The sequence below is a fragment of the Gluconobacter sp. R75690 genome, from assembly GCF_015244525.1.
Taxonomy (GTDB): Bacteria; Pseudomonadota; Alphaproteobacteria; order Acetobacterales; family Acetobacteraceae; genus Gluconobacter; species Gluconobacter potus.
This window is the reverse complement of the sequence record NZ_JABCQB010000004.1, coordinates 290,270-310,803: the sequence shown is the minus strand read 5'-3', so window position 1 is coordinate 310,803 and position 20,534 is coordinate 290,270. Positions and strand designations below refer to the sequence as shown.

General features: G+C 60.9%; 23 protein-coding genes and 1 tRNA gene. 20 read left to right on the top strand and 4 right to left on the bottom strand.

The features are described 5' to 3' along the window. The first annotated feature begins 64 nt into the window (after positions 1 to 64). From HKD27_RS07095 to HKD27_RS07040, 12 genes are all read left to right on the top strand, one after another. Positions 65 to 595, top strand: coding sequence for a Spy/CpxP family protein refolding chaperone (locus HKD27_RS07095; protein WP_228518363.1), 531 nt, complete (start codon positions 65 to 67; stop codon positions 593 to 595). 128 nt (positions 596 to 723) lie between these two features. After that, positions 724 to 2,151, top strand: a complete 1,428-nt coding sequence (ffh, locus tag HKD27_RS07090) for a signal recognition particle protein (RefSeq protein WP_194264505.1) — start codon at positions 724 to 726, stop codon at positions 2,149 to 2,151. Between the two features lie 40 nt (positions 2,152 to 2,191). Then, on the top strand, positions 2,192 to 2,539 hold the full coding sequence (rpsP, locus tag HKD27_RS07085; protein ID WP_153429026.1) for a 30S ribosomal protein S16: 348 nt from the start codon (positions 2,192 to 2,194) through the stop codon (positions 2,537 to 2,539). Positions 2,540 to 2,567: 28 nt separating this feature from the next. After that, positions 2,568 to 3,110: a ribosome maturation factor RimM gene (rimM, locus tag HKD27_RS07080; RefSeq protein ID WP_194689009.1), complete on the top strand. Its 543-nt coding sequence runs from the start codon at positions 2,568 to 2,570 to the stop codon at positions 3,108 to 3,110. Further along, complete coding sequence (gene trmD, locus HKD27_RS07075; protein WP_194689008.1) at positions 3,107 to 3,811, top strand: tRNA (guanosine(37)-N1)-methyltransferase TrmD; 705 nt, start codon at positions 3,107 to 3,109, stop codon at positions 3,809 to 3,811. Before rimM ends, trmD begins: the two co-directional genes overlap by 4 nt. Positions 3,812 to 3,835: 24 nt before the next feature. Then, positions 3,836 to 4,228: a 50S ribosomal protein L19 gene (gene rplS / locus HKD27_RS07070; protein ID WP_041110658.1), complete on the top strand. Its 393-nt coding sequence runs from the start codon at positions 3,836 to 3,838 to the stop codon at positions 4,226 to 4,228. Positions 4,229 to 4,249: 21 nt separating this feature from the next. Further along, positions 4,250 to 5,677 (top strand): 3-isopropylmalate dehydratase large subunit, encoded by a 1,428-nt coding sequence (gene leuC, locus HKD27_RS07065; protein ID WP_194689007.1) that lies wholly within the window; start codon positions 4,250 to 4,252, stop codon positions 5,675 to 5,677. Beyond that, entirely contained in the window at positions 5,677 to 6,303 is a 627-nt protein-coding gene (leuD, locus tag HKD27_RS07060; protein WP_062493916.1) for a 3-isopropylmalate dehydratase small subunit, read from the top strand. The genes leuC and leuD overlap by 1 nt, the downstream gene beginning before the upstream one ends. After that, the gene (gene leuB / locus HKD27_RS07055) at positions 6,300 to 7,409 is read left to right on the top strand and encodes a 3-isopropylmalate dehydrogenase (RefSeq protein WP_194689006.1); all 1,110 of its coding nucleotides are present in this window, start codon (positions 6,300 to 6,302) and stop codon (positions 7,407 to 7,409) included. Before leuD ends, leuB begins: the two co-directional genes overlap by 4 nt. Positions 7,410 to 7,560: 151 nt before the next feature. Further along, on the top strand, positions 7,561 to 8,763 hold the full coding sequence (locus HKD27_RS07050) for a pyridoxal phosphate-dependent aminotransferase (RefSeq protein ID WP_194689005.1): 1,203 nt from the start codon (positions 7,561 to 7,563) through the stop codon (positions 8,761 to 8,763). Then, entirely contained in the window at positions 8,760 to 9,971 is a 1,212-nt protein-coding gene (locus HKD27_RS07045) for a pyridoxal phosphate-dependent aminotransferase (RefSeq protein ID WP_194689004.1), read from the top strand. Before HKD27_RS07050 ends, HKD27_RS07045 begins: the two co-directional genes overlap by 4 nt. A 41-nt stretch (positions 9,972 to 10,012) precedes the next feature. Then, a complete protein-coding gene (locus HKD27_RS07040; RefSeq protein ID WP_194689003.1) occupies positions 10,013 to 11,701 on the top strand; it encodes a M3 family oligoendopeptidase in 1,689 nt (562 codons plus the stop codon). A gap of 41 nt (positions 11,702 to 11,742) precedes the next feature. Here the strand turns inward: HKD27_RS07040 and HKD27_RS07035 are convergent, their stop codons facing one another. After that, positions 11,743 to 12,267: a thioredoxin family protein gene (locus tag HKD27_RS07035; protein ID WP_228120395.1), complete on the bottom strand. Its 525-nt coding sequence runs from the start codon at positions 12,265 to 12,267 to the stop codon at positions 11,743 to 11,745. Positions 12,268 to 12,356: 89 nt separating this feature from the next. On the opposite strand from HKD27_RS07035, the gene HKD27_RS07030 reads away from it, so the two are divergent. Further along, positions 12,357 to 12,689, top strand: a complete 333-nt coding sequence (locus HKD27_RS07030; protein WP_062493906.1) for a hypothetical protein — start codon at positions 12,357 to 12,359, stop codon at positions 12,687 to 12,689. Between the two features lie 6 nt (positions 12,690 to 12,695). Here the strand turns inward: HKD27_RS07030 and HKD27_RS07025 are convergent, their stop codons facing one another. Further along, positions 12,696 to 13,127, bottom strand: coding sequence for a DUF423 domain-containing protein (locus tag HKD27_RS07025; RefSeq protein WP_194689002.1), 432 nt, complete (start codon positions 13,125 to 13,127; stop codon positions 12,696 to 12,698). A 116-nt stretch (positions 13,128 to 13,243) separates the two neighbouring features. Here HKD27_RS07025 and HKD27_RS07020 point away from each other — a divergent pair, with 116 nt between their 5' ends. The 3 genes from HKD27_RS07020 (at position 13,244) to HKD27_RS07010 (ending at position 15,196) form a co-directional block, all read left to right on the top strand. Beyond that, complete coding sequence (locus HKD27_RS07020; RefSeq protein WP_062493901.1) at positions 13,244 to 13,834, top strand: DUF4142 domain-containing protein; 591 nt, start codon at positions 13,244 to 13,246, stop codon at positions 13,832 to 13,834. 16 nt (positions 13,835 to 13,850) lie between these two features. After that, positions 13,851 to 14,423, top strand: a complete 573-nt coding sequence (locus HKD27_RS07015) for a cob(I)yrinic acid a,c-diamide adenosyltransferase (protein WP_062493898.1) — start codon at positions 13,851 to 13,853, stop codon at positions 14,421 to 14,423. Positions 14,424 to 14,638: 215 nt separating this feature from the next. After that, a complete protein-coding gene (locus HKD27_RS07010) occupies positions 14,639 to 15,196 on the top strand; it encodes a hypothetical protein (RefSeq protein WP_194689001.1) in 558 nt (185 codons plus the stop codon). 23 nt (positions 15,197 to 15,219) lie between these two features. Here the strand turns inward: HKD27_RS07010 and HKD27_RS07005 are convergent, their stop codons facing one another. Next, positions 15,220 to 17,103 (bottom strand): OPT family oligopeptide transporter, encoded by a 1,884-nt coding sequence (locus tag HKD27_RS07005; protein ID WP_228518362.1) that lies wholly within the window; start codon positions 17,101 to 17,103, stop codon positions 15,220 to 15,222. 132 nt (positions 17,104 to 17,235) lie between these two features. After that, positions 17,236 to 17,829: a hypothetical protein gene (locus HKD27_RS07000; protein ID WP_194688999.1), complete on the bottom strand. Its 594-nt coding sequence runs from the start codon at positions 17,827 to 17,829 to the stop codon at positions 17,236 to 17,238. A gap of 102 nt (positions 17,830 to 17,931) precedes the next feature. Between HKD27_RS07000 and ispH the strand changes: the two genes are divergently transcribed. From ispH to HKD27_RS06980, 4 genes are all read left to right on the top strand, one after another. After that, positions 17,932 to 18,942 (top strand): 4-hydroxy-3-methylbut-2-enyl diphosphate reductase, encoded by a 1,011-nt coding sequence (gene ispH / locus HKD27_RS06995; RefSeq protein WP_062494789.1) that lies wholly within the window; start codon positions 17,932 to 17,934, stop codon positions 18,940 to 18,942. A 6-nt stretch (positions 18,943 to 18,948) separates the two neighbouring features. After that, positions 18,949 to 19,899 (top strand): homoserine kinase, encoded by a 951-nt coding sequence (locus tag HKD27_RS06990; protein WP_194688998.1) that lies wholly within the window; start codon positions 18,949 to 18,951, stop codon positions 19,897 to 19,899. Next, a complete protein-coding gene (rnhA, locus tag HKD27_RS06985) occupies positions 19,892 to 20,344 on the top strand; it encodes a ribonuclease HI (RefSeq protein ID WP_041110635.1) in 453 nt (150 codons plus the stop codon). The genes HKD27_RS06990 and rnhA overlap by 8 nt, the downstream gene beginning before the upstream one ends. A gap of 110 nt (positions 20,345 to 20,454) precedes the next feature. Further along, positions 20,455 to 20,530: transfer RNA gene (locus HKD27_RS06980), tRNA-Asn, on the top strand. Positions 20,531 to 20,534 lie beyond the last annotated feature (4 nt).

Here is a 20,534-nt window from a genome sequence, read left to right as displayed (position 1 = left end):
CTAGAAACGTATGGAGGCGTTTTGTGCGTCTCCGGCTGCCATAACCTCCAAGGATATGACGTCCATGACGATCTTTCGTCCCGCTGTTTTTCTTCCTGTCATCGCTGCCCTCGGCCTAGTGGTGGCTCCTCTGGCGGCTTCTGCCGAGGGGCATCATGGCTCTGACGGCCATCGCCCCCCCCCGGGCGGTGCGCCCTATGGCGGCCCGGGCTCCATGATGCCGCCCATCCCCCCTGGCATCACGCTGACCACGGCGCAGAAGGCAAAGCTCAAGACTATTTTTGAGAAGGCCCATCAGGACGAGCGTGCGCTGCGCCTTGAAGGACGTGCCATCGAGGGCAAGATCCACGACGCTCTCAGTGTGGCTGGTGATCTGGATCGCGCCACGCTGGCGGATCTGAGCAAGCAGGAAGACGAGGTCAAGGCCAAGGTTTCCGCCCTTCACCTCGACACCATGGAGCAGCTTCACGATCTGCTGACCCCGGCACAGCGTCAGCAGGCCAGGGAGACCATGGACAAGATCAAGGCGCTCCATGAGCAGATGAAAGCCCTGATGGGGCCGCCGCCGGAGGGTGATCCGGACGATATGCCCTGAAAACTGCTGCTTCCCCGTCTATCGCTTGACGCTTCGGCGGCAAGAGGATAGACGGGCTCTGTTTCCGGACACGCCACCTCGCGAAGACTCGCGCAGTGGCGTGTTTCTGTTTGCTTTAAGGTGACCCGTTGTTCGAACAACTCTCAGGCAAGATGTCCGGTGTCCTCGATGGGCTTTCCAGGAACGGGAAGCTCTCGGAGGCTGATGTCACCGAGGCCATGCGTGAAGTGCGTCTCGCCATGCTGGAGGCGGACGTTGCGCTGCCTGTGGTGCGGGACTTCGTCAATAAGGTCCGTGAGCGCTCTGTCGGGCAGGAAGTGCTGGAAAGCGTTTCTCCCGGTCAGGCCGTTGCCAAGATCGTCAATGATGCACTGATCGATGCGCTTGGCGGGGCAGGGGCTGTTCCGCTGAACCTGTCCGCCAATCCGCCGGTTCCGGTGCTGATGGTGGGTCTGCAGGGTTCGGGTAAAACCACGACGTCCGGCAAGATCGCCCTGCGTCTGTCCAGCCGCGAGCACAAGAAAGTCCTTCTGGCCAGTCTCGACGTCCAGCGTCCGGCGGCGCAGCTCCAGCTCCAGCAGCTGGCCGAGCGCGTCAACGCCAAGACGGGGCGTGTTCAGGCTCTGCCGATCATTGCCGGGCAGTCTCCCGTTCAGATCGCAAAGCGTGCGCTCGAAACGGGTCGTCTTGAAGGTTATGACGTTGTCATCCTCGATACGGCAGGCCGCTTGTCGATCGATGAGGCGCTGATGGATGAAGTGCGGGAAATCCGCACGCTCACCAAGCCGGCCGAGACGCTGCTGGTTGTCGATGCGATGACCGGTCAGGACGCCGTCAATACCGCCAAGGCCTTCAATGAGGCTGTCGGCATCACCGGCGTCGTCATGAGCCGTATGGATGGCGACGCCCGCGGTGGCGCTGCTCTCTCCATGAAGGCCATCACGGGCGCGCCGATCAAGCTGACCGGTTCGGGTGAAAATCTCGAAGCGCTTGAAGAATTCCATCCCGAGCGCGTTGCCGGCCGTATTCTCGGCCTGGGTGACGTGGCCGGGCTGGTGGAACGTGCAGCCGAAACCCTCGATCACGAGGAAGGCGAGCGCGTCGCCAAGAAGATGCTCGCGGGCAAATTCGACCTGGACGACTACGTCTCCCAGATCGACCAGATCAACCGCATGGGCTCGATTTCCGGTATTCTCGGCATGATGCCGGGGATGGGAAAGATCAAGGATATGCTGGGTGACAAGGAGCTCGATACGTCGATCTTCAAGCGTCACAAGGCCATCATTTCCTCGATGACGAAGCAGGAGCGCAAGACGCCCGAGATCATCAAGGCGTCCCGTAAGAAGCGCATCGCGGCGGGCTCGGGAACCACGGTTCCGGAGATCAACCGTCTGCTCAAACAGTTCAACGACATGTCCACCATGATGAAACGCATCAGCAAGATGGGCCTTGGTGGCCTGATGCGCGGCATGGGTGGTGCAGGAGGTCTGGCGGATCTGATGAAGGGCATGGGTGGCCCCGGGGGTAAACCCGGCGGACGCCCGCCTTTCGCCTGATCCGTCCCGTTTTTACAAGTCTGTCTCTCAGGAGTATTTCATGAGCCTCAAGATCCGCCTTGCACGTGCAGGTGCCAAGAAGCGTCCTTACTACCACATCGTTGTTGCCGACAGCCGCAGCCCGCGCGACGGCCGTTTCATCGAGAAGGTCGGCTCCTACAATCCGATGCTGCCGGCTGACCACGCTGACCGTATCCGTCTGGTTGACGAGCGCATCAAGCACTGGCTGTCCAACGGTGCCCTCGCTACGGACCGTGTTGCCCGTTTCCTCGGCAACGCTGGCCTGGCTCCGAAGCCGACCTACAACGAGCAGCCGAAGAAGTCCGCTCCGAAGGCGAAGGCTCAGGAGCGCGCCAAGGCCGCTGCTGCCGCTGCTGCCGCGGCCTGATTGAGCCGCTTTTCAGGAAGCCCGAGACGTGCCCCGCTTCAACCCTGACAGTGATGTCCTGATCGCTACCGTCGGTCGCCCGCACGGTGTTCGCGGTCTTGTGCATCTTCATGCTGCCACCGACGATCCGGCTTCGGTCGAAGATCTGGGTGCGCTGCATGACGAGCAGGGTAGGGCATGGACGGCACGCTGGATTTCAGCTGGCGTGGCGGCGCTCACGGATGCCGATGGTCAGGACCTTCCTGACCGCACGGCCGCCGAGCGGCTGGTCAACGTCAAGCTGTATGTCCCGCGTGCGGTCCTGCCCGAGACCGGAGATGACGAGTTCTATCATGCTGACCTGATCGGCATGACGGCGGTCTCCGAAGATGGAGATGTCCTGGGAACGGTTTCGGTCGTTCATGATTACGGTGCAGGCGTCAGCCTCGAAGTGGATCGTGGTCTGATCGTGCCGTTCACGCTGGCCTGCGTTCCCCGTGTGGACCTTGCGAAACGGGAAGTGGTTCTTATCCCGCCCGTTGAAGTCGAGGTCGAGGGGGATCTGGCTGGCGAGGTCCAGGTGCGGGCATGAGCTGGCGCGCGGACATTCTGACCCTTTTCCCGGACATGTTCCCGGGGCCGCTGGGATTTTCCCTTGCGGGCCGGGCACTGGAGCGGGGGGTCTGGTCCTGTGAGGCGCATGACCTGCGCCAGCACGGGCTGGGACGTCACCGGGCCGTGGATGACACGCCCTTCGGTGGCGGGGCCGGCATGGTGATGCGGGCAGACGTTCTGGATACGGCCCTCTCGGCGCTTCCCGCGCTGGATGGGCGTCCGGTCGTCTATCCGACACCGCGGGGACGGCGCATGTCGCATGAAGATGCGGAGCGTTTGTCGTCCGGTCCGGGGGTCGTCGTTCTCTGCGGGCGTTTCGAAGGGGTGGACGAACGCGTTCTGGAAAAGCACGATATCGAACAGCTCTGCATGGGCGATGTCGTACTGTCGGGAGGGGAAATTCCCGCCCTGACGCTTCTGGATGCGTGTGTCCGTCTTCTTCCCGGCGTCATGGGGTCGGACGTCAGCGGTCAGGACGAGAGCTTCGCCGACGGGCTTCTTGAATATCCACAGTACACCAAGCCGGCAGTGTGGGACGGGCGGGACGTGCCCGACATTCTTCTCTCCGGCAACCATGGTGCCATCGCCCGCTGGCGCCATGAACAGTCAATCGCCGTCACGAAGGCGCGCCGCCCGGACCTCTGGGATGCGTATCTGGCACGACAGCAGGTCCATTGAAGTTTTGTTTTCAGGAGTTTGGTCATGAACATTATCCAGCAGTATGAGGCGCGCGAGATCGAGCGTCTTTCCGGCGTCCGCGCTGTTCCCGAGTTCATTGCAGGTGACACGGTCCGCGTTGGCGTCCGCGTTGTCGAAGGCACGCGTGAGCGTGTGCAGAGCTTCGAAGGCGTTGTCATTGCCCGTTCCAACAAGGGCCTAAACAGCAACTTCACGGTTCGCAAGATCTCCAACGGTGAAGGCGTGGAGCGCGTGTTCCCGCTGTACGCACCGTCGATCGCCAGCATCGAAGTTGTGCGTCGCGGTAAGGTCCGTCGCGCGAAGCTGTATTATCTGCGTGGCCGTTCGGGCAAGTCCGCCCGTATTGCCGAGCGTCCCCGCGATCTGCCGAAGGCGGACAGCAAGGCCGCTTCCTAAACCGTTCGGAGTAGAGACAGGATGCCCGTTACCAATTCGCCCAGAACCCTTTTTGACAAGATCTGGGACGATCATGTCGTCGAACGTCTCGAGGACGGGACGTGCATCCTCTACATCGACCGGCACCTCGTCCATGAGGTGACAAGTCCGCAGGCTTTCGAAGGCCTGCGGATGTCCGGGCGTCGCGTGCGTCGTCCGGATGCCACGGTGGCCGTGGCGGACCACAATGTCCCCACGTCCGATCGTTCCAAGCCGATCGAGGAGCCGCAGAGCCGCCTCCAGATCGAAACGCTTGAGAAGAATGTCGCCGAATTCGGCGTCCCCTATTTCCCGCTGCGCTCCGCCTCTCAGGGCATCGTGCATGTTGTCGGGCCGGAGCAGGGCATTTCCCTGCCGGGCATGACGATCGTCTGCGGCGACAGCCACACCTCCACGCATGGCGCGCTCGGCTCGCTGGCGTTCGGGATTGGTACGTCCGAAGTCGAACACGTGCTGGCGACCCAGACGATCCTGCAGAAGCCCGCGAAGAACATGCGTGTCTCCGTCGAGGGGAAGGTCGGTCCCGGCGTGACGGCGAAAGACATCATGCTGGCGATCATCGGCCGGATCGGTACCGCTGGCGGCACCGGTCATGTCATTGAATTTGCAGGATCTGCGATCCGTGATCTGGACATGGCCGGCCGTATGACGCTGTGCAACATGTCCATCGAAGCTGGTGCGCGTGCCGGTCTGGTCGCGCCGGACGAAACGACCTTCGCCTATGTGAAGGGCCGTCCGTTTGCACCGAAGGGCGAAGCCTTCGAGCAGGCCTGCGACTACTGGCGCAGCCTTGCCTCTGACGAAGGCGCCTATTTCGATACGGAAGTCACGCTCGCGGCTGAAGAGATCATCCCGTCCGTAACCTGGGGCACCAGCCCGCAGGACGTGCTGCCGATTGATGGTTCCGTTCCGTCCCCGTCTGATGAGCCCGATCCGGCTCGGGCAGCCCAGATCCAGCGTGCTCTGGACTATATGGGGCTTGAAGCCGGGCAGAAAATCGCGGGAACGCCCGTGGATGTCGTGTTCATCGGCTCCTGCACGAACAGCCGTCTGGAAGACCTGCGCGCTGCTGCGGACGTGGTCCGCGGACGGCATGTCGCGGAAGGTGTTCGCGCCATGATCGTTCCGGGTTCAGGTCTGGTGAAGCATGCGGCCGAGACTGAAGGTCTGGACAAGATCTTCCTGGATGCCGGTTTTGAATGGCGTGAGGCCGGTTGTTCGATGTGTCTCGGGATGAATCCGGACCGTCTGACGCCGGGTCAGCGCTGCGCTTCGACATCCAACCGCAATTTCGAAGGGCGTCAGGGTCCGGGCGGCCGGACGCATCTGTGCTCGCCCGCCATGGCGGCTGCCGCCGCTGTTACGGGACGTCTGTGCGACGTGCGTGAACTGGTGAAGGAGACCGTCTGATGGACAAGTTCACGGAACTGACCGCCATTGCGGCGCCGATGCCGACCGAGAACATCGATACGGATCAGATCATTCCGGCCCGTTTCCTGAAGACCATTCAGCGGACGGGTCTGGGCAAGAACGCTTTCGCGGCTCAGCGCTATGACGCAGATGGCAACGAAAAGCCGGATTTCGTGCTCAATCAGGAGCCTTATCGGCACGCCGAGATCCTGATCACGTACGACAATCTGGGATGCGGTTCCTCGCGTGAGCATGCGCCCTGGGCGCTGCTGGATTTCGGAATCCGCTGCGTTATTGCGCCCAGCTTTGCCGATATCTTTTTTAATAACTGCTTCAAGAACGGCATTCTTCCGATCCGGCTGCCGCGCGAAATCTGTGACGAGCTAATGGATGATGCCCGTCAGGGTGCGAATTCGCGTCTGACGGTGGATCTGGAGCGTCAGGTGATCGTGCGCCCGAACGGCGACACCATCGCGTTCGACGTGGATCCGTTCCGTCGTCACATGCTGCTGGAAGGGCTGGATGATATCGGACAGACCATGGCGCATGATGCCGAGATCACCAGTTTCGAGCATCGTCCGAGCCGTGCCTGGGTGCCGTCAATTACCATAGGGACTGTGAAATGAGCGACGCATATAAGCTTCTGGTTCTGGCCGGAGACGGGATCGGTCCGGAAGTCATGCGCGAAGTCGCGCGGATCGTGCACTGGATGAGCGCATATCGCGGACTGAAACTGGACATTACGGAAGAGCTCGTCGGCGCCGCATCCCTTGCCGTACATGGCGTGCCGATCCGTGATGAGGTCATTGAACTGGCCCGCCAGTCTGACGCCGTGCTGTTCGGTTCTGTGGGCGATCCGGCTTGGAGCCACGTCGGCTTCGACAAGCGTCCGGAAGTTGCGATCCTCAAGCTGCGCAAAGAACTGCAGCTGTTCGCCAATCTGCGTCCGGCCAAGCTGTTCGATGCCCTGATCGATGCGTCAGCGCTGAAGCCGGAAGTGGTGCGTGGACTGGATCTGATGATCGTCCGTGAGACGGTCGGGGGCATCTATTTCGGTGAGCCGCGTGGGATCGAGACACTGCCCGATGGCTCGCGTCGTGGCATCAACACGGAAGTCTACACGACGTCCGAAATCGAGCGCGTGGCACGCGTTGCTTTCGATCTTGCCCGCAAGCGCGACAACCGCGTGTGTTCGGTCGAGAAGTGCAACGTCATGGAAAGCGGTCTCCTGTGGAAGGAAGTCGTGACCGACGTACACAAGCGTGAATATCCGGACGTCCAGCTGTCCCACATGCTGGCGGATAACTGCGCGATGCAGCTGGTCCGCGACCCGAACCAGTTCGACGTCATCGTCACGGGCAACCTGTTCGGCGACATCCTGTCCGATCTGGCCTCTATGCTGACGGGCTCGCTCGGCATGCTGCCTTCGGCCACGCTTGGCCCGGTTCGCGCGGATGGCAAGCGCAATGCCCTGTACGAACCGATCCATGGCAGTGCCCCGGACATCGCGGGCAAGGGGATCGCCAATCCGCTGGCCCAGATCCTTTCGTTCGCCATGCTGTTGCGTTATTCGCTCAATCGTGCTGAGGATGCTGACCTGATCGAGACGGCGGTTTCGAATGTCCTGGCTTCGGGTCTGCGGACCGGCGACATCATGTCACCGGGAATGGCTCGAGTCGGCACCGAAATGATGGGGCAGGCGGTACTTCGCGAAATGGAAAAGCTGGCCTGATTTTTCTACGACTGGCTTTCCCGCATTGTCAGCCTCAAGGCGCCTTCCTCAGGGAAGGCGCCTTTTTTGTTGCCCAAAGCCCGCCCACCTGTGGTCAAAACTGCCCGAACATGTCTAGGATCGCGACATCGAAATGATCCGGAAACCTGTCATGTCCTTTATTGCCGACCGTCTGAACCGTATCCTTCCCAGCCAGACGATTGCCGTGACCCAGAAAGCCCGTGCCCTGAAGGCAGAAGGCCGTGACATTATCAGCCTTTCCGCAGGCGAGCCGGATTTCGATACGCCTGATTTCATCAAGCGGGCGGCAATCCGGGCCATTGAGGCCGGCAAGACCAAATACACGGACGTGGCAGGCACACTCGAACTGCGCAAGGCCGTGGCGGCGCGTCTGAATGCTGATTTCGATCTTGATTATAAAGCTGAGGAAATCTGCGTGTCCACGGGTGGCAAGCAGGTCATTTACAATGTCATGGTCTCGACCCTGAATGCGGGTGACGAGGTCATCATTCCGGCTCCTGCCTGGGTCTCCTATCCCGACATCGTGACGCTAGCCGATGGTACGCCCGTCATTGTCCAGGCTGACCCGGAAAACGGCTTCCGTCTGACCGCCGAGCAGCTTCGCGCCGCGATTACGCCCCGGACAAAGTGGCTCTGTCTCAATTCGCCCTGCAATCCGACAGGCGCGGCTTACGATACCGAGGCTCTCAAGGCACTGACGGATGTGCTGCTGGACTATCCGGATATCTGGATCCTCACAGACGATATGTACGCCAAGCTCCTGTATGACGGTGCTGTTGCAAAAACCGTGGTTCAGGTCGAGCCGCGCCTGCGTTCGCGTACCGTGACGATGAACGGTGTGTCCAAGGCTTACGCCATGACGGGCTGGCGGATCGGTTTTGCTGCCGCTCCGGTGGATTTCACACGACAGCTCATCAAGCTCCAGGGACAGAGCACGAGCAATCCGTGCTCCATTGCCCAGGCTGCCGCACAGGAAGCTGTTTCCGGACCGCAGGACTTCATTTCCGAAATGGTCGCGGTGTATCAGGAGCGGCGCAATCTTGTGATCGGGATGCTGAATGAGGCGCCGGGCCTGTCCTGCGCTCTTCCTGAAGGCGCTTTCTATGCGTTTCCGTCCATCGCCGGCACACTGGGCAAGACGAGCAAAGGTGGCCGTCTCATCGATGGTGACGAAGCCTTCGTGACGGCCCTGCTAGAGGAAACCGGTGTTGCGGCCGTGCATGGCACGGCGTTTCTGACGCCCGGCTATTTCCGGATCTCCTATGCGACCAGCACGGAGCTTCTGAAGGAAGCCTGCACCCGGATCCAGAATTTCTGCCGAGGGCTTTCATGAGTTTCACCATCGCATCCCGTCTGGCTGATCTTCCTCGTCCGGCCACCATCGCAATGGCAGCGCGCGCGCGTGAACTGAAGGCGCAGGGAGCGGATGTCATTTCGCTTGCACTCGGGCAGCCGGATTTTCCGTCGCCGCCTGAAGCGATCGAAGCCGCTTATGCCGCTGCGAAGGCTGGGGATACCGGTTATCCGCCGATCCCCGGTCAGAAGCCGCTGATTGACGCCATTATCCGGAAGTTCCGTCGTGATAACGCTCTGGACGTCACGTCTGACCGGATCATGGTTGCGAATGGTGGCAAGCAGGTCATTTTCAACGCGCTGATGGCATCGCTGGAAGTCGGAGATGAGGTTATTGTGCCCGCGCCGTACTGGGTCAGCTATCCGCTGATCACCCGGATGCTGGGCGGAGTTCCAGTCGAGATCCGCTGTCGGGAAGAAAACGGCTTCCGTCCTGACCCTGAAGCGATCCGTGAGGCCATTACGCTGCGGACGAAATGGCTGGTCCTGAATTTCCCGAACAATCCAACGGGTGCGATCCTTGAGCGTCAGGATCTGGAAGCCATCGCGGATGTGCTGCGTGAAGCGCCGCATGTTCTCGTGATGAGCGACGAGATCTATGAGCATCTGACGTTCGACGGGAAGAAGCATCTGTCGCTGCTGAGTGTCGCACCGGATCTGGCAGATCGTATCCTGATTGTGAATGGCATGGCCAAGGCCTATGCCATGACGGGCTGGCGCGTCGGGTTCGCCTGTGGTCCGGTCCCGCTGATCCAGGCCATGGTCGCGGTGCAGGGCAATTCCACGTCCGGCGTGTGCACGCTCGCGCAGGCCGGGTCGGTTGCGGCACTGGACGGAGACGCTGGCGGGATCGCCCGGATGCTGGAAACCTATGAGCGCCGACGTGGTCTGGTTGTGGGCGCATTGCAACAGGTCCCGGGTCTGACCTGCGTGATGCCGGATGGTGCGTTCTATGCCTATCCGGGGATTGCGGCCCTGATTGGAGGTACATCGGGGCAGGGACGGTTGCTCGATACGGATGTGGCTTTTGCGGAGGCACTTCTGGACGAGGCGCATGTCGCGACCGTGCCGGGCTCGGCGTTCGGATACAGCCCGTATCTGCGCCTCTCCTTTGCCGCTTCGGATGAGCAACTGGTCGAAGCCTGCCGTCGTATCACGCAGTTTGTGGGCGATATCCGGACCGTCTGACAGGCATGGACGCGGGGGGCGGGGAATGGCAGAATTATGCCATGACGAAGACAATCCCTCCCTTTTCCGAACTGTCTTTCCCCCGGCCTGACGATCAGTCTCTCAAGGCCCGTTATGATGCCATCGCGTCCCTGCTTGATGCCGGCGACCGTGTGGAAGCCCTGCACGCTTTTGATGCTGTGCGGCGCGAGTATGAGTCGTGGGCGTCGCATGTGCATCTGCAGTTTTCGCGCAATACGCAGGATGAAGCGGCGAAGGCTGATCGTGACTATGCCGACCGGCTGTCCCCGGTCGCGACCGATCATGAGGTAACGGTCAAGAAACGCCTTCTGGCCGATCCTGACCGCGAGGGGCTTGAAGCCATCGTGACGCCGCATGTGGTGCGGCTCTGGGAATCTGACACGACGACCTTCGATCCGCGCATCAGCACGGATCTTGAGGAAGAGGCACGGCTTGCGGGGGAATATACGGCCCTTCTGGCAGCCGCGAAAATCCCTTTCGACGGCAAGACGCTCAACCTGTCGGGACTGGTGCCGTATCTTCAGGGCATGGACCGGGATGTCCGTCATGCTGCCGAGGCGGCGCGCTGGGCCTTCTTTGAGGAAAACGGGGCCGAACTCGATGCCCTTTACGGCAAGCTCGTCGCCCTGCGGGACCGGATGGCAAAGACGCTCGGTTTCGAGAACTATATCGAACTGGGATATCGCCGGATGCGGCGGACGGATTATGGCCCCGAGCAGGTCGCGGCTTTCCGCGAGAAAGTCCTGGCCTATGTCACGCCGTTGATCAGCTCGCTGATCGAACGCCGGCGCCTGAAAATGGGCTGGGACAAAGTGATGGCGTGGGATGAGGCGCTCATCGACCTTCAGGGGAATCCCGGGCCGGCGGGCGATCATGATCTTCTGGTCGCGCGTGCGGAAGGCATGTTCCGCGATCTCGATCCGTCAGGCGAGATGGCCGATTTCTACGCCCAGATGCGGGATCTGGGCTATCTTGATCTGAAGAACCGTGAGGGCAAAGCCGGGGGCGGGTTCTGCACGTCTTTTCCGACAGTTGGAACGCCTTACATCTTCGCCAATTTCAACGGTACCCATAACGATATCGGCGTTTTCACGCATGAAATGGGTCACGCCTTCCAGAACTGGAAAAGCCGTGACCTGCCGTGGATCGATCAGCTCTGGCCGACCATGGAAGCGGCTGAAATCCATTCCATGGGGCTGGAGTTCCTGACCTGGCCGCAGATTGGCGCTCTGGTCGAAGATGGCGCGGCGGACCGGTATCGCCGGATGCATCTGATCGACGCGCTGTCGTTCTTCCCGTACGGCGTCTGCGTGGATCATTTCCAGCATGAAGTCTACGCCCGTCCGGAGATGACACCGGAAGAGCGTCATCAGATCTGGCAACGGCTTGAAAAGCTTTACATGCCGTGGCGGGACTGGGGCGATCTGGCCTATCCGGCGAAGGGCGGACGCTGGCAGGCGCAGCTCCATATCTACCGGCTGCCGTTTTATTACATCGACTACGCGCTGGCCCAGTGCTGCGCATTGCAGCTCTGGCTGGGTTCGCGTCTGGACCGTGAAGGGACGCTCGAAACCTATCGCAGACTTTGCGCTGAAGGAGGCTCAAAGCCCTTCGCGCAGCTTGTGTCCGAGGCCGGGCTGACCTCTCCGTTCGAGGCGGATGTCCTGGCAGAAGTCGTGCATGAGGCCGAGCAGGTGCTTGCTCTCTGAGTATGGACTGAGGCTCCGGAAAAAGCCGGAGCCTCAGGGACTTAGCCGCGTTTGTTCCAGCTGGAAATGAGGTCCAGAACAGCCTGTGGCGACATGCTGCGGGCATTGCCCAGAGCCGTGGAACCGTCGCCATTCAGGGCATGGCCGTCCGGTGTCACGATAATGACGGTCGGGACGGCCTTGATGGTCACGCCATAGCGCGCGGCCAGATCAAGATTGGTATTGATGCGCCCCACATTGACCGGGACGACGACGAACTGGCTGTCCAGCCAGCGTGCCGCGTCGGGCAGGGCAAAAATGCCGCTGAGCATCTTGCAGTCCGGGCACCAGTTGCCCCCGAAGTCCAGCAGAACCTTGCGATGGGTCTTCTGCGCCAGGGCAAAGGCCTGGGTCACCTGATCGTGGGCGACGGTCGTATCCGGATATGGCGTGGCGACGGGTGGCGCCGACGTTTCAGTCAGTTGCGGGGCAGGTGTCGGAGTCACTTCCGTGGACGCGGCATGAGCGGGAAGGGTTGCGGTAAGCGCCAGACCGAGGCCGGCAGCGGCAAGAAGGGAACGGCGCATGAAAAAGGCTTTCATTGATGTTGTCCTCTGCATGCCATAACGCAGAACGACAGGAACAGATGATTAAAGCCCAGTTTTGACGAAAGGTCATGCGTTTGAAAAAAACACCATCACGCCCGGACGTGACGTCTCCGCGCGAGATCAGCGTTGCGGAAACCCTGATCCGGACCGTAATTCTCGTGGGTTTGACGCTCGCATTCGCATCGGTGTTCCGCTTCTGGCAGCCGGCGATCAAGTTTGCGCAGCATGTGGCGGGAACATCCGCCTGGCAGGAGCTCTACAGCCTGTTTCATATTGAATCCGGTCTTGGGCGCGAACAGCTGATCCTGACGGGGATCATGATTGCTTGCTTCCTTCTGGCGCTTGGCGTGCAGGCAATCGGTCTGCTGATTTTTCAGCGAATCAGAAAAAGCCGCGTCTAACGGAGCTCAATTTCGGAACGGACGCCGCAGGGCAGATGCCGCGGCCAGGCACCAGGCAATCATGAGCATCGTCCCGCCATAAGGGGCAATCCGTCCGACTGACATAGGCCCCAGTCTGAGATTGAACAGGGCGAGCAGTGTGACCGGCACGCAGAACAGCACCATGCCCACCGCCATGCACAGACAGGACAGGCGGATCAGTTTCGGCGAGAGACGGGATGCGTTCAGGGACAGCACGCAGAGTCCCAGTGCATGCCACATCTGGATCTCGATTGCGGAATGCAGCATGGCCCGTCCCCCCGGCATGGCAAAAAGCCGGTCCGGAAGATGGGCGGACAAGGCGCCGAGCATGACGCCGGAAGCCGCCGAAAGGGCGGCGAAAATGAAACTTCCCCGGATCAGATCTGGCATGTCGGTGCGGACAGGATTTGCGGACATGCCGTGAATGTATCATGTGTTGTCTGAACAGCGAATGAGAGACTGTCATGAGTGGAGTGTCAGTCTGTCGCGGCCTGTCCTTTTGAGGTCAGGTGCGTTTGAAAAAGGAAGCTTCGATGACTGTTTCGTATCTCCGTCTGTGCCTGTCCGCCGGCCTTCTTGCCGGTCTGGCCGCCTGTAATGCTCCTGATGCGCCGCCGGCTCCCGCTCTTCCGAGCGTGGCATCCACATATAAGCTGACCACGGCGGACGCGGCCTTCATCCAGCAGATCGACGAGATGGACCAGACGCAGATCGCTATTGCGACACTTGCGGCTACGCACAGCAACAGCGACGTGATCAAGGCATTCGCGTCGACCGTTCAGGCGGATCACACGACCAATCAGAAGGCCGTCGCCAAGATCGCTTCGGATGGCAACCTGACCGTAGCCGCCAAGATCGATGCCGCCGATCAGGAGCACGTCGATTCGTTCTCGCATCTCTATGGGGCGGCATTTGATCGCATGTTCCTGCGTGATGTCGTGAGCACCCGCACGGCGGACCTGGGCAAGGCAATTACGACTGCCAAGGCTTCGGGTGGTACGCCCGATGTGAAAACCCTCGCGTCAGACACGGACAAGCTGCTGACGGATCACACATCCCGTGCGCATGACCTGATGGGTGATCGCACGATCAGCCATCACGCGAAGCACAAAAGAAGCCACTAAGCAGCAGGATCAGGGCATGAGCATCCGCATCGACAGGATCGTGACCCGTGGTGGCGACGGGGGACAGACGTCACTTGGCGACGGAACACGCGTTTCCAAGTCGTCTGACCGTATCGAAGCGATGGGGACTGTTGATGAACTCAATGCCCAGCTGGGTGTCCTGTGCTGTTACATGGCACAGGACACCCGGACTGCCGCTCTTGAAGACGAGGTCCGGCAGATCCAGTCCTGCCTGTTTGATCTCGGTGCGGATCTCTGTCTGCCCGACCCGGACCGCACTCCCAGCCTGACTGCGGAAGCCAGTCTCTGGCTTGAAGTCCGGCTGGAGGAGATGCGCAAATCCCAGCAGGATCTCAGAAGTTTTGTCCTGCCCGGCGGAACCCTTGTCGCGGCGCACGCGCATCTGGCAAGGACCATTGCGCGGCGGGCCGAGCGGCGGGTGGCTTTGCTGGAACAGGCACCTGCGGAAACACTTCGTTTCCTGAACAGACTGTCCGATTACTTCTTTGTGCTTGCCCGTCATGCCAATAATCATGGTGAAACGGATATTCTCTGGTCTCCGGGACGCTGGCACCAGAAGAAAATATAAGCCATCGCTTATTGTTCTGATGACAGAATGCCGGTGAAGTGCTAGGACACTTGCGTCAGAACGCTGGAGTTTCTCCAGACGAGTCGACTTTTCATATCCTTGTCAGGGCGTGTCGTTGCTGGGTGGGCCAAGGTCCGGTCAGCTTTTCTGTCTTTCGGCAGGCCTGTCCGGCAGGGACGAAATCTACAAATATCATATTGGTTGAAGAATACAGAATGCAGGACGAGCATCAGGTTAACGAAGAAGACAAGCTGCGACAGGCTCTGGCCCGTCTGGGGGCAGGAGCCTCCTCCCGTTCTTCCAAGCCCCGCCCTCTCACACCCACTCCCGAACGTCGCCGGCGTTTCGTCCGTGATGGACAGGTTGTGGTCGAACATCAGGGGAGCCGCGGAATTGCCGCGCGCAATCCCAGTCAGGAAGATCAGGAAGAAATCGAGCGTCTGCGCCAGTCGGTCAAGCGAGAGCAGCGCCGCTGGGAAGAAGCTGAGCGGAGCCTGATTGATATCCGCGCCCAGCTCAAGGCATTCGAAACGCGCGAAGCCCATGCGAAGATCCAGATCACCGAACTGAACCGCGAACTGCGTGAAAACCAGGATGCGATCCAGACGCTGAAGGCATCCCTGCATCAGGCCCGTGAGCAGGCTGCCGAGGCGGCACGTCGTGCGCCCCGTCCTGTCGGTCGCCCCCGTAAGGAAGCCGCTCCGGCAGCCGTGGAAATGGCAGAGACGGAAGTAGCCGAGCAGGAGCCGGTGCAGTGGTGGGTGAAGGCCTGATCCCGGGTTTTACCCTGCTGAACTCAGTCTGACTGTCTGACCTGCCGTCCGAACCAGAGCAGGACGCCACAGAAGACTGCCCAACCCAGCCCTGCATTCAGCAGGGTTGGGACGGGAAGCGCCAGTGTATCGGCGCTTCCTGTTGCTCCCGCCATGGCGGCGAGCGCCACGCCGATCAGGCTCTCTCCAACAATGAAGCCTGACGCAATCATCGTTCCCTGTTCCTTGGGGAAGCGACGCAGCAGCCATCCCAGCCCCGCACCAATGCCAATCGTGACCGAAACATCTGCCGGAAGATAGATGCCCATCCCGACCGCCAGCGGCGGAAGGGCCAGATTGCGGCGGTGCAGCACGACATCCAGGATGACCAGAAGCACGCCGAGAGCCGCTCCGATTTCCAGCATGAGCCAGTCGAGCTGGTGGGTCAGTATCCCGGTGGCGATGGCGGCCATCAGCGCAGGCTGTGGCGCGGCAAGCGCGCGCGACGGGTCCATGCCCTCACGTGGCATTGCTCCGGCAAAGCCGTAGGCCTGATACAGGACCTGAAGCACCCAGGGGATAACGATCGCACCAACCACGCAGCCGATCAACAGGGCAACTTCCTGTCTCCAGGGCGCCGCCCCGACAAGCTGGCCGGTCTTGAGGTCCTGCAGGTTGTCATTGGAAACAGCTGCCGAAGCCGTGATGGCGGAGAGCACGAAAAGTCCGAAGGCAATCGCTATGGGGCGCTGTTCGACGCTGAGCAGTCCAGTGCTTTCCAGCCCCCACAGGGCGACCGAAATGGCAATGATGGCAATGATCCCCACGCCGGAAATTGGCGAGGACGAAGATCCGATGATCCCGGCCATGTAGCCGCAGGCGCTGGCGACCAGGAAGCCCAGCCCAAAGCAGGCGACCAGGCCCAGCAGAATCAGGGTGGCCAGTGCACCGCCATGTGGCATGACGGGCCATAGGAAATAGGCGAACAATCCTGCCAGCAGCACCGCGATGACTACACACAGGGCAATCAGCGTCCGGGGCGTCAGATCGCGGTCGCTGTCATCTCCCGTTGCCAGATGAGTGACGGAGAGTGCTTCCTTCAGCCCCTGGGCCACGGGCCGCGCGAGTGCCAGCAGGGTCCAGACCGCGGCAACCGCAATGGTTCCGGCACCGATGAAGCGCACCTTGTGCAGCCAGAGCCCCGTTGCGTCTGCCAGGGGTGTGGCTGAAGGGGTGAGATGGCCCAGAACCGGCACCATGATGCCCCATGCCAGAAAGACACCGAGCAGCATGGCAATCCCGCCACCGATCCCGACCAGATAGCCCGTTCCCAGCAGGGCCAGCGAAAAGCTGCCATTCAGCCGGAAAGCGGACGATCCCACGACGGTTGCGGCTGAGAACCCGTCTGACAGAAGACGCAGCCCAGAAGTCGCGAAGGCAACGGCACCTGAAACGATGGTGCCGAGGGTGAGGGATCTCAGGCTCCGGGCATCACCTTCGGGGGAGGAGGCGCGCAGGATTTCCGCGCAGGCCGTGCCTTCGGGGTAGGGCAGATCGGAGTTGCTTACGAGCGCGCGTCGCAGCGGGATGGTGAAGACAACGCCCGTCATACCGCCGGCCATCGTCAGCAGAAGCGTGATGACATAGGGAAATTCATGCCAGTACCCGACCATGATCAGGGCCGGGAGCGCAGCGAACACACAGGACAGGGTTCCAGCCGCGGAAGCCTGGGTCTGGACCATGTTGTTTTCCAGCATGGTCCCGCCGCCCATAAGGCGCAGGACAGCCATCGAGATGATCGTGGCGGGAATGGACGAGCCGAAAGTCAGACCGATCTTGAGGCCCAGATAGACGTTCGCTGCCGTAAAGACGACCGTGATGAGGGCTCCGAGAATAATCCCGCGGAGGGTCAGTTCGCGATTGTCCATGTGTTTCTGTTCCGAAATGATAGCCGGCACGGAACATTCCGCCGTGTCCGTATGCCGGGCCATTCGCGACAGTCCGTTATCATGAAATAACGGGCTGCCGCCTGTGTCTGAAGGGCTGACCCGGCGCTCTGGTTACTGTGTGTGGCTGTGGAAGGACACCGGTGCGAGATGCTCGCGGTTATACCCGAGTTCGCCATGTGTCAGCTGATAGCCGATTTCAAGCGTGTAAGGATTTTCCTGCGTCATGTTGTCCGTGGCAGGAAGATCGATCAGGCGCAGGTTCGTCCGCACTGATTGTGTGCTGACGTTGGCCGGGAAGCGGAAGCTGTCGGTGAAGACTTTCTTGTCCACGATTTTGCCGTCACGCATGATGACGATGAAATATGGCACGTCGATCGTGCTGCTGGTCGCAGCCGGACCACGGGTCAGGTTCATGGCGAGGCTCAGTCGGGTGCGGACCGTCTGGTGGCCATGCGGGCCATCCGGACCACGTTCGCAGTCCCCGGAGAGGGAGGCGATCTGGGCATGGCTGACGAGACTGCCGATATCCGCGCTCTTGCCGTCATAGACGAACTGGTCCCCTGCCGAACCCGGGATATCGAGCGCCGGGCAGGCAGGGGCGAAGAAACTCGGGTTGGATTCGTCGCAGCCGGCCAGACTCGAAAGCGCCACAAGGGCAAAAGCCGGAGCAAACAGAGGCGAGGCGAGGCGCCGGATGGCTGGCATCAGCTGAAGAAACTCCCAACAAAGCGGCCCGGACGTTGCGACGAGAGGCAATCCGGTCGATACTGGTCCTACATATCGAACTCCGCCCGCTTGGGGAACACCATGTCAGAACAGACGACTTTCGCTCCTTCCCGCACCGACGGTGTGGAAGCCCATAAAACCCTTCGCGTCCTGCTCGCCGGTCCGCGTGGATTCTGTGCCGGTGTGGACCGCGCCATCCGTGTCGTGGAAGAAGCCCTGCGCCGTTACGGTGCTCCGGTCTATGTCCGACACGAGATCGTCCATAACCGGACCGTCGTTGAAGGGCTGGAAGCCAAGGGCGCCATTTTCGTCGAGGAACTGGATGAAGTGCCGGAAGACGGACATGTCGTTTTCTCGGCGCATGGCGTTCCCAAGGCCGTGCCGGCAGAAGCACAGCGCCGCAACCTGCTATATCTGGATGCGACCTGCCCACTGGTGTCGAAGGTTCATCGTGAGGCCGAACGTCACTTCGCGGGCGGTGGCCCGGACCAGCTTCATATCCTCATGATCGGCCATGCGGGCCATCCAGAAGTCGTAGGCACGATGGGCCAGCTTCCGCCGGGCGCCGTCACGCTCATCAACGATGCGGAAGAAGCCCGCACGATCCAGCCGGAAGATCCAGCCAAGCTGGCCTTCATCACGCAGACAACGCTTTCGGTCGATGACACGGCCGAGATCGTGGACATCCTGCGCTCGCGCTTCCCGCTGATCGAAGGGCCCAAGCGCGAGGATATCTGCTACGCCACGACCAATCGTCAGGAAGCCGTGAAGGCCATCGCGCCCGAGAGCGATCTTGTGATCGTGATCGGCTCACCGAACTCGTCCAACTCGCAGCGCCTGCGGGAAGTGGCCGAGCGATCCGGTGCACGCCGTGCGCTGCTGGTGCCGAAGCTCGAAAATCTGGACTGGAGCGTCCTCGAAGGCGTGGAAACGCTTGGCATCAGTGCCGGCGCGTCTGCTCCCGAAAGCCTCGTGCAGGAAATGGTGACGGCGCTCGCCGAGAAATACACGCTCAAGATCGAAGAGCGGATCGTCAAGGAAGAGAACATCAACTTCCGCCTGCCTGGCCCCCTGGCTGGCGAGGACGACTGATCTCTCATGGCCGTCTACACGGAACTGGCGGCCGAGACGCTCGAGGCGTTTCTTGGCACTTACGATATCGGGACGCTGGTCTCGTTTCATGGCATCGCCGAGGGTGTCGAAAACAGCAACTTCCTCCTTCGCACGACGGAGGGGGATTTCATTCTCACGCTGTTCGAGCGGCGTGTGAATGCCGCTGAACTTCCGTGGTTTCTGGGGCTCATGCAGCATCTGGCGGGCAGGGGGCTGAACTGCCCGCTTCCCGTATCAGACCGGAGCGGGACTGCCCTGCGCAGCCTCGCAGACCGCCCCGCCGCCATCACGACATTTCTTCCCGGCGTTTCTGCAACGCAGCTTGACGCGAAGCTGTGTCTCGAACTGGGCAAGGTGCTGGCCCGGCTGCACATTGCTGGCGAAGGGTATGATGCCGTCCGACCCAATGCCCTGTCTCCGGCGGCATGGGGGCCACTGCTCGAAAGCTGTGGCGAAAGCGGAGACGCTCTTTCACCCGGTCTGACGGCTGAAGTCCGGAAGGCGCTTCAGAACGTCGAGGCCGCATGGCCTGCACCGGACGCTCTCCCGCGCGGGCAGATTCATGCGGACCTGTTTCCAGATAATGTCTTTTTCCAGAACGGGCAGGTCTCGGGGCTGATCGACTTCTATTTCGCCTGCACGGATTTTCTGGCCTACGATCTGGCGATCTGCCTGAATGCCTGGTGCTTCCGGGACGAAAAAACGTTCGAGCCGTCTTTTGCTGCCGCCATCATGCAGGGATACGAGAGCGTTCGTCCCTTGAGTGACGCAGAAAAAGCCGCGCTTCCGACCCTGTGTCAGGGCGCTGCGATCCGCTTTCTACTGACGCGGCTTTACGACTGGATCAACACGCCCGCAGATGCCCTGGTCACCCGCAAGGATCCGCTGGCCTATCTGCGGCGCCTGCGTCATTTCCAAAGCGCGTCTCATGTCTGAGGCGCCTGGAGAACGTCCCCGGGTCGAAATCTGGACGGATGGGGGATGCAAACCCAATCCGGGCCCCGGCGGATGGGGTGCGCTACTGGTCTGCCGCGGTCAGGAAAAAGAACTTCTGGGCGGCGACCCGGAAACCACAAATAACCGCATGGAACTGACAGCAGCAGCCGAGGCGCTGGAAGCTCTCAAACGTCCGTGCATCGTGACGCTGCATACGGACAGCGAATATCTGCGCAACGGCATCACCCGCTGGCATACAGGCTGGGTGCGGCGGAAGTGGCGCAATGCGGCCGGCGATCCCGTCGCCAACATGGATTTGTGGCAGCGGATCCTGGAAGCCGCGAAACCGCATGAAATCGACTGGCTCTGGGTCAAGGGTCATTCGGGCGACGAGAACAACGAACGCGTGGATCAACTCGCGACCCGGGGGCGTGAAGAGCTCTGAAAAATGACGGTTTTTCTCAGGTCTTTGAAGAGAAACGAAAAAATCGACAAAAAAAGTTCATTTAGGGGCTTTACCGACCCCGACCATTTGGCTACATACCACCTCGCCGGTCCCGAATAGCTCAGTTGGTAGAGCAAGCGACTGTTAATCGCTGGGTCGTAGGTTCGAGTCCTACTTCGGGAGCCAGCCT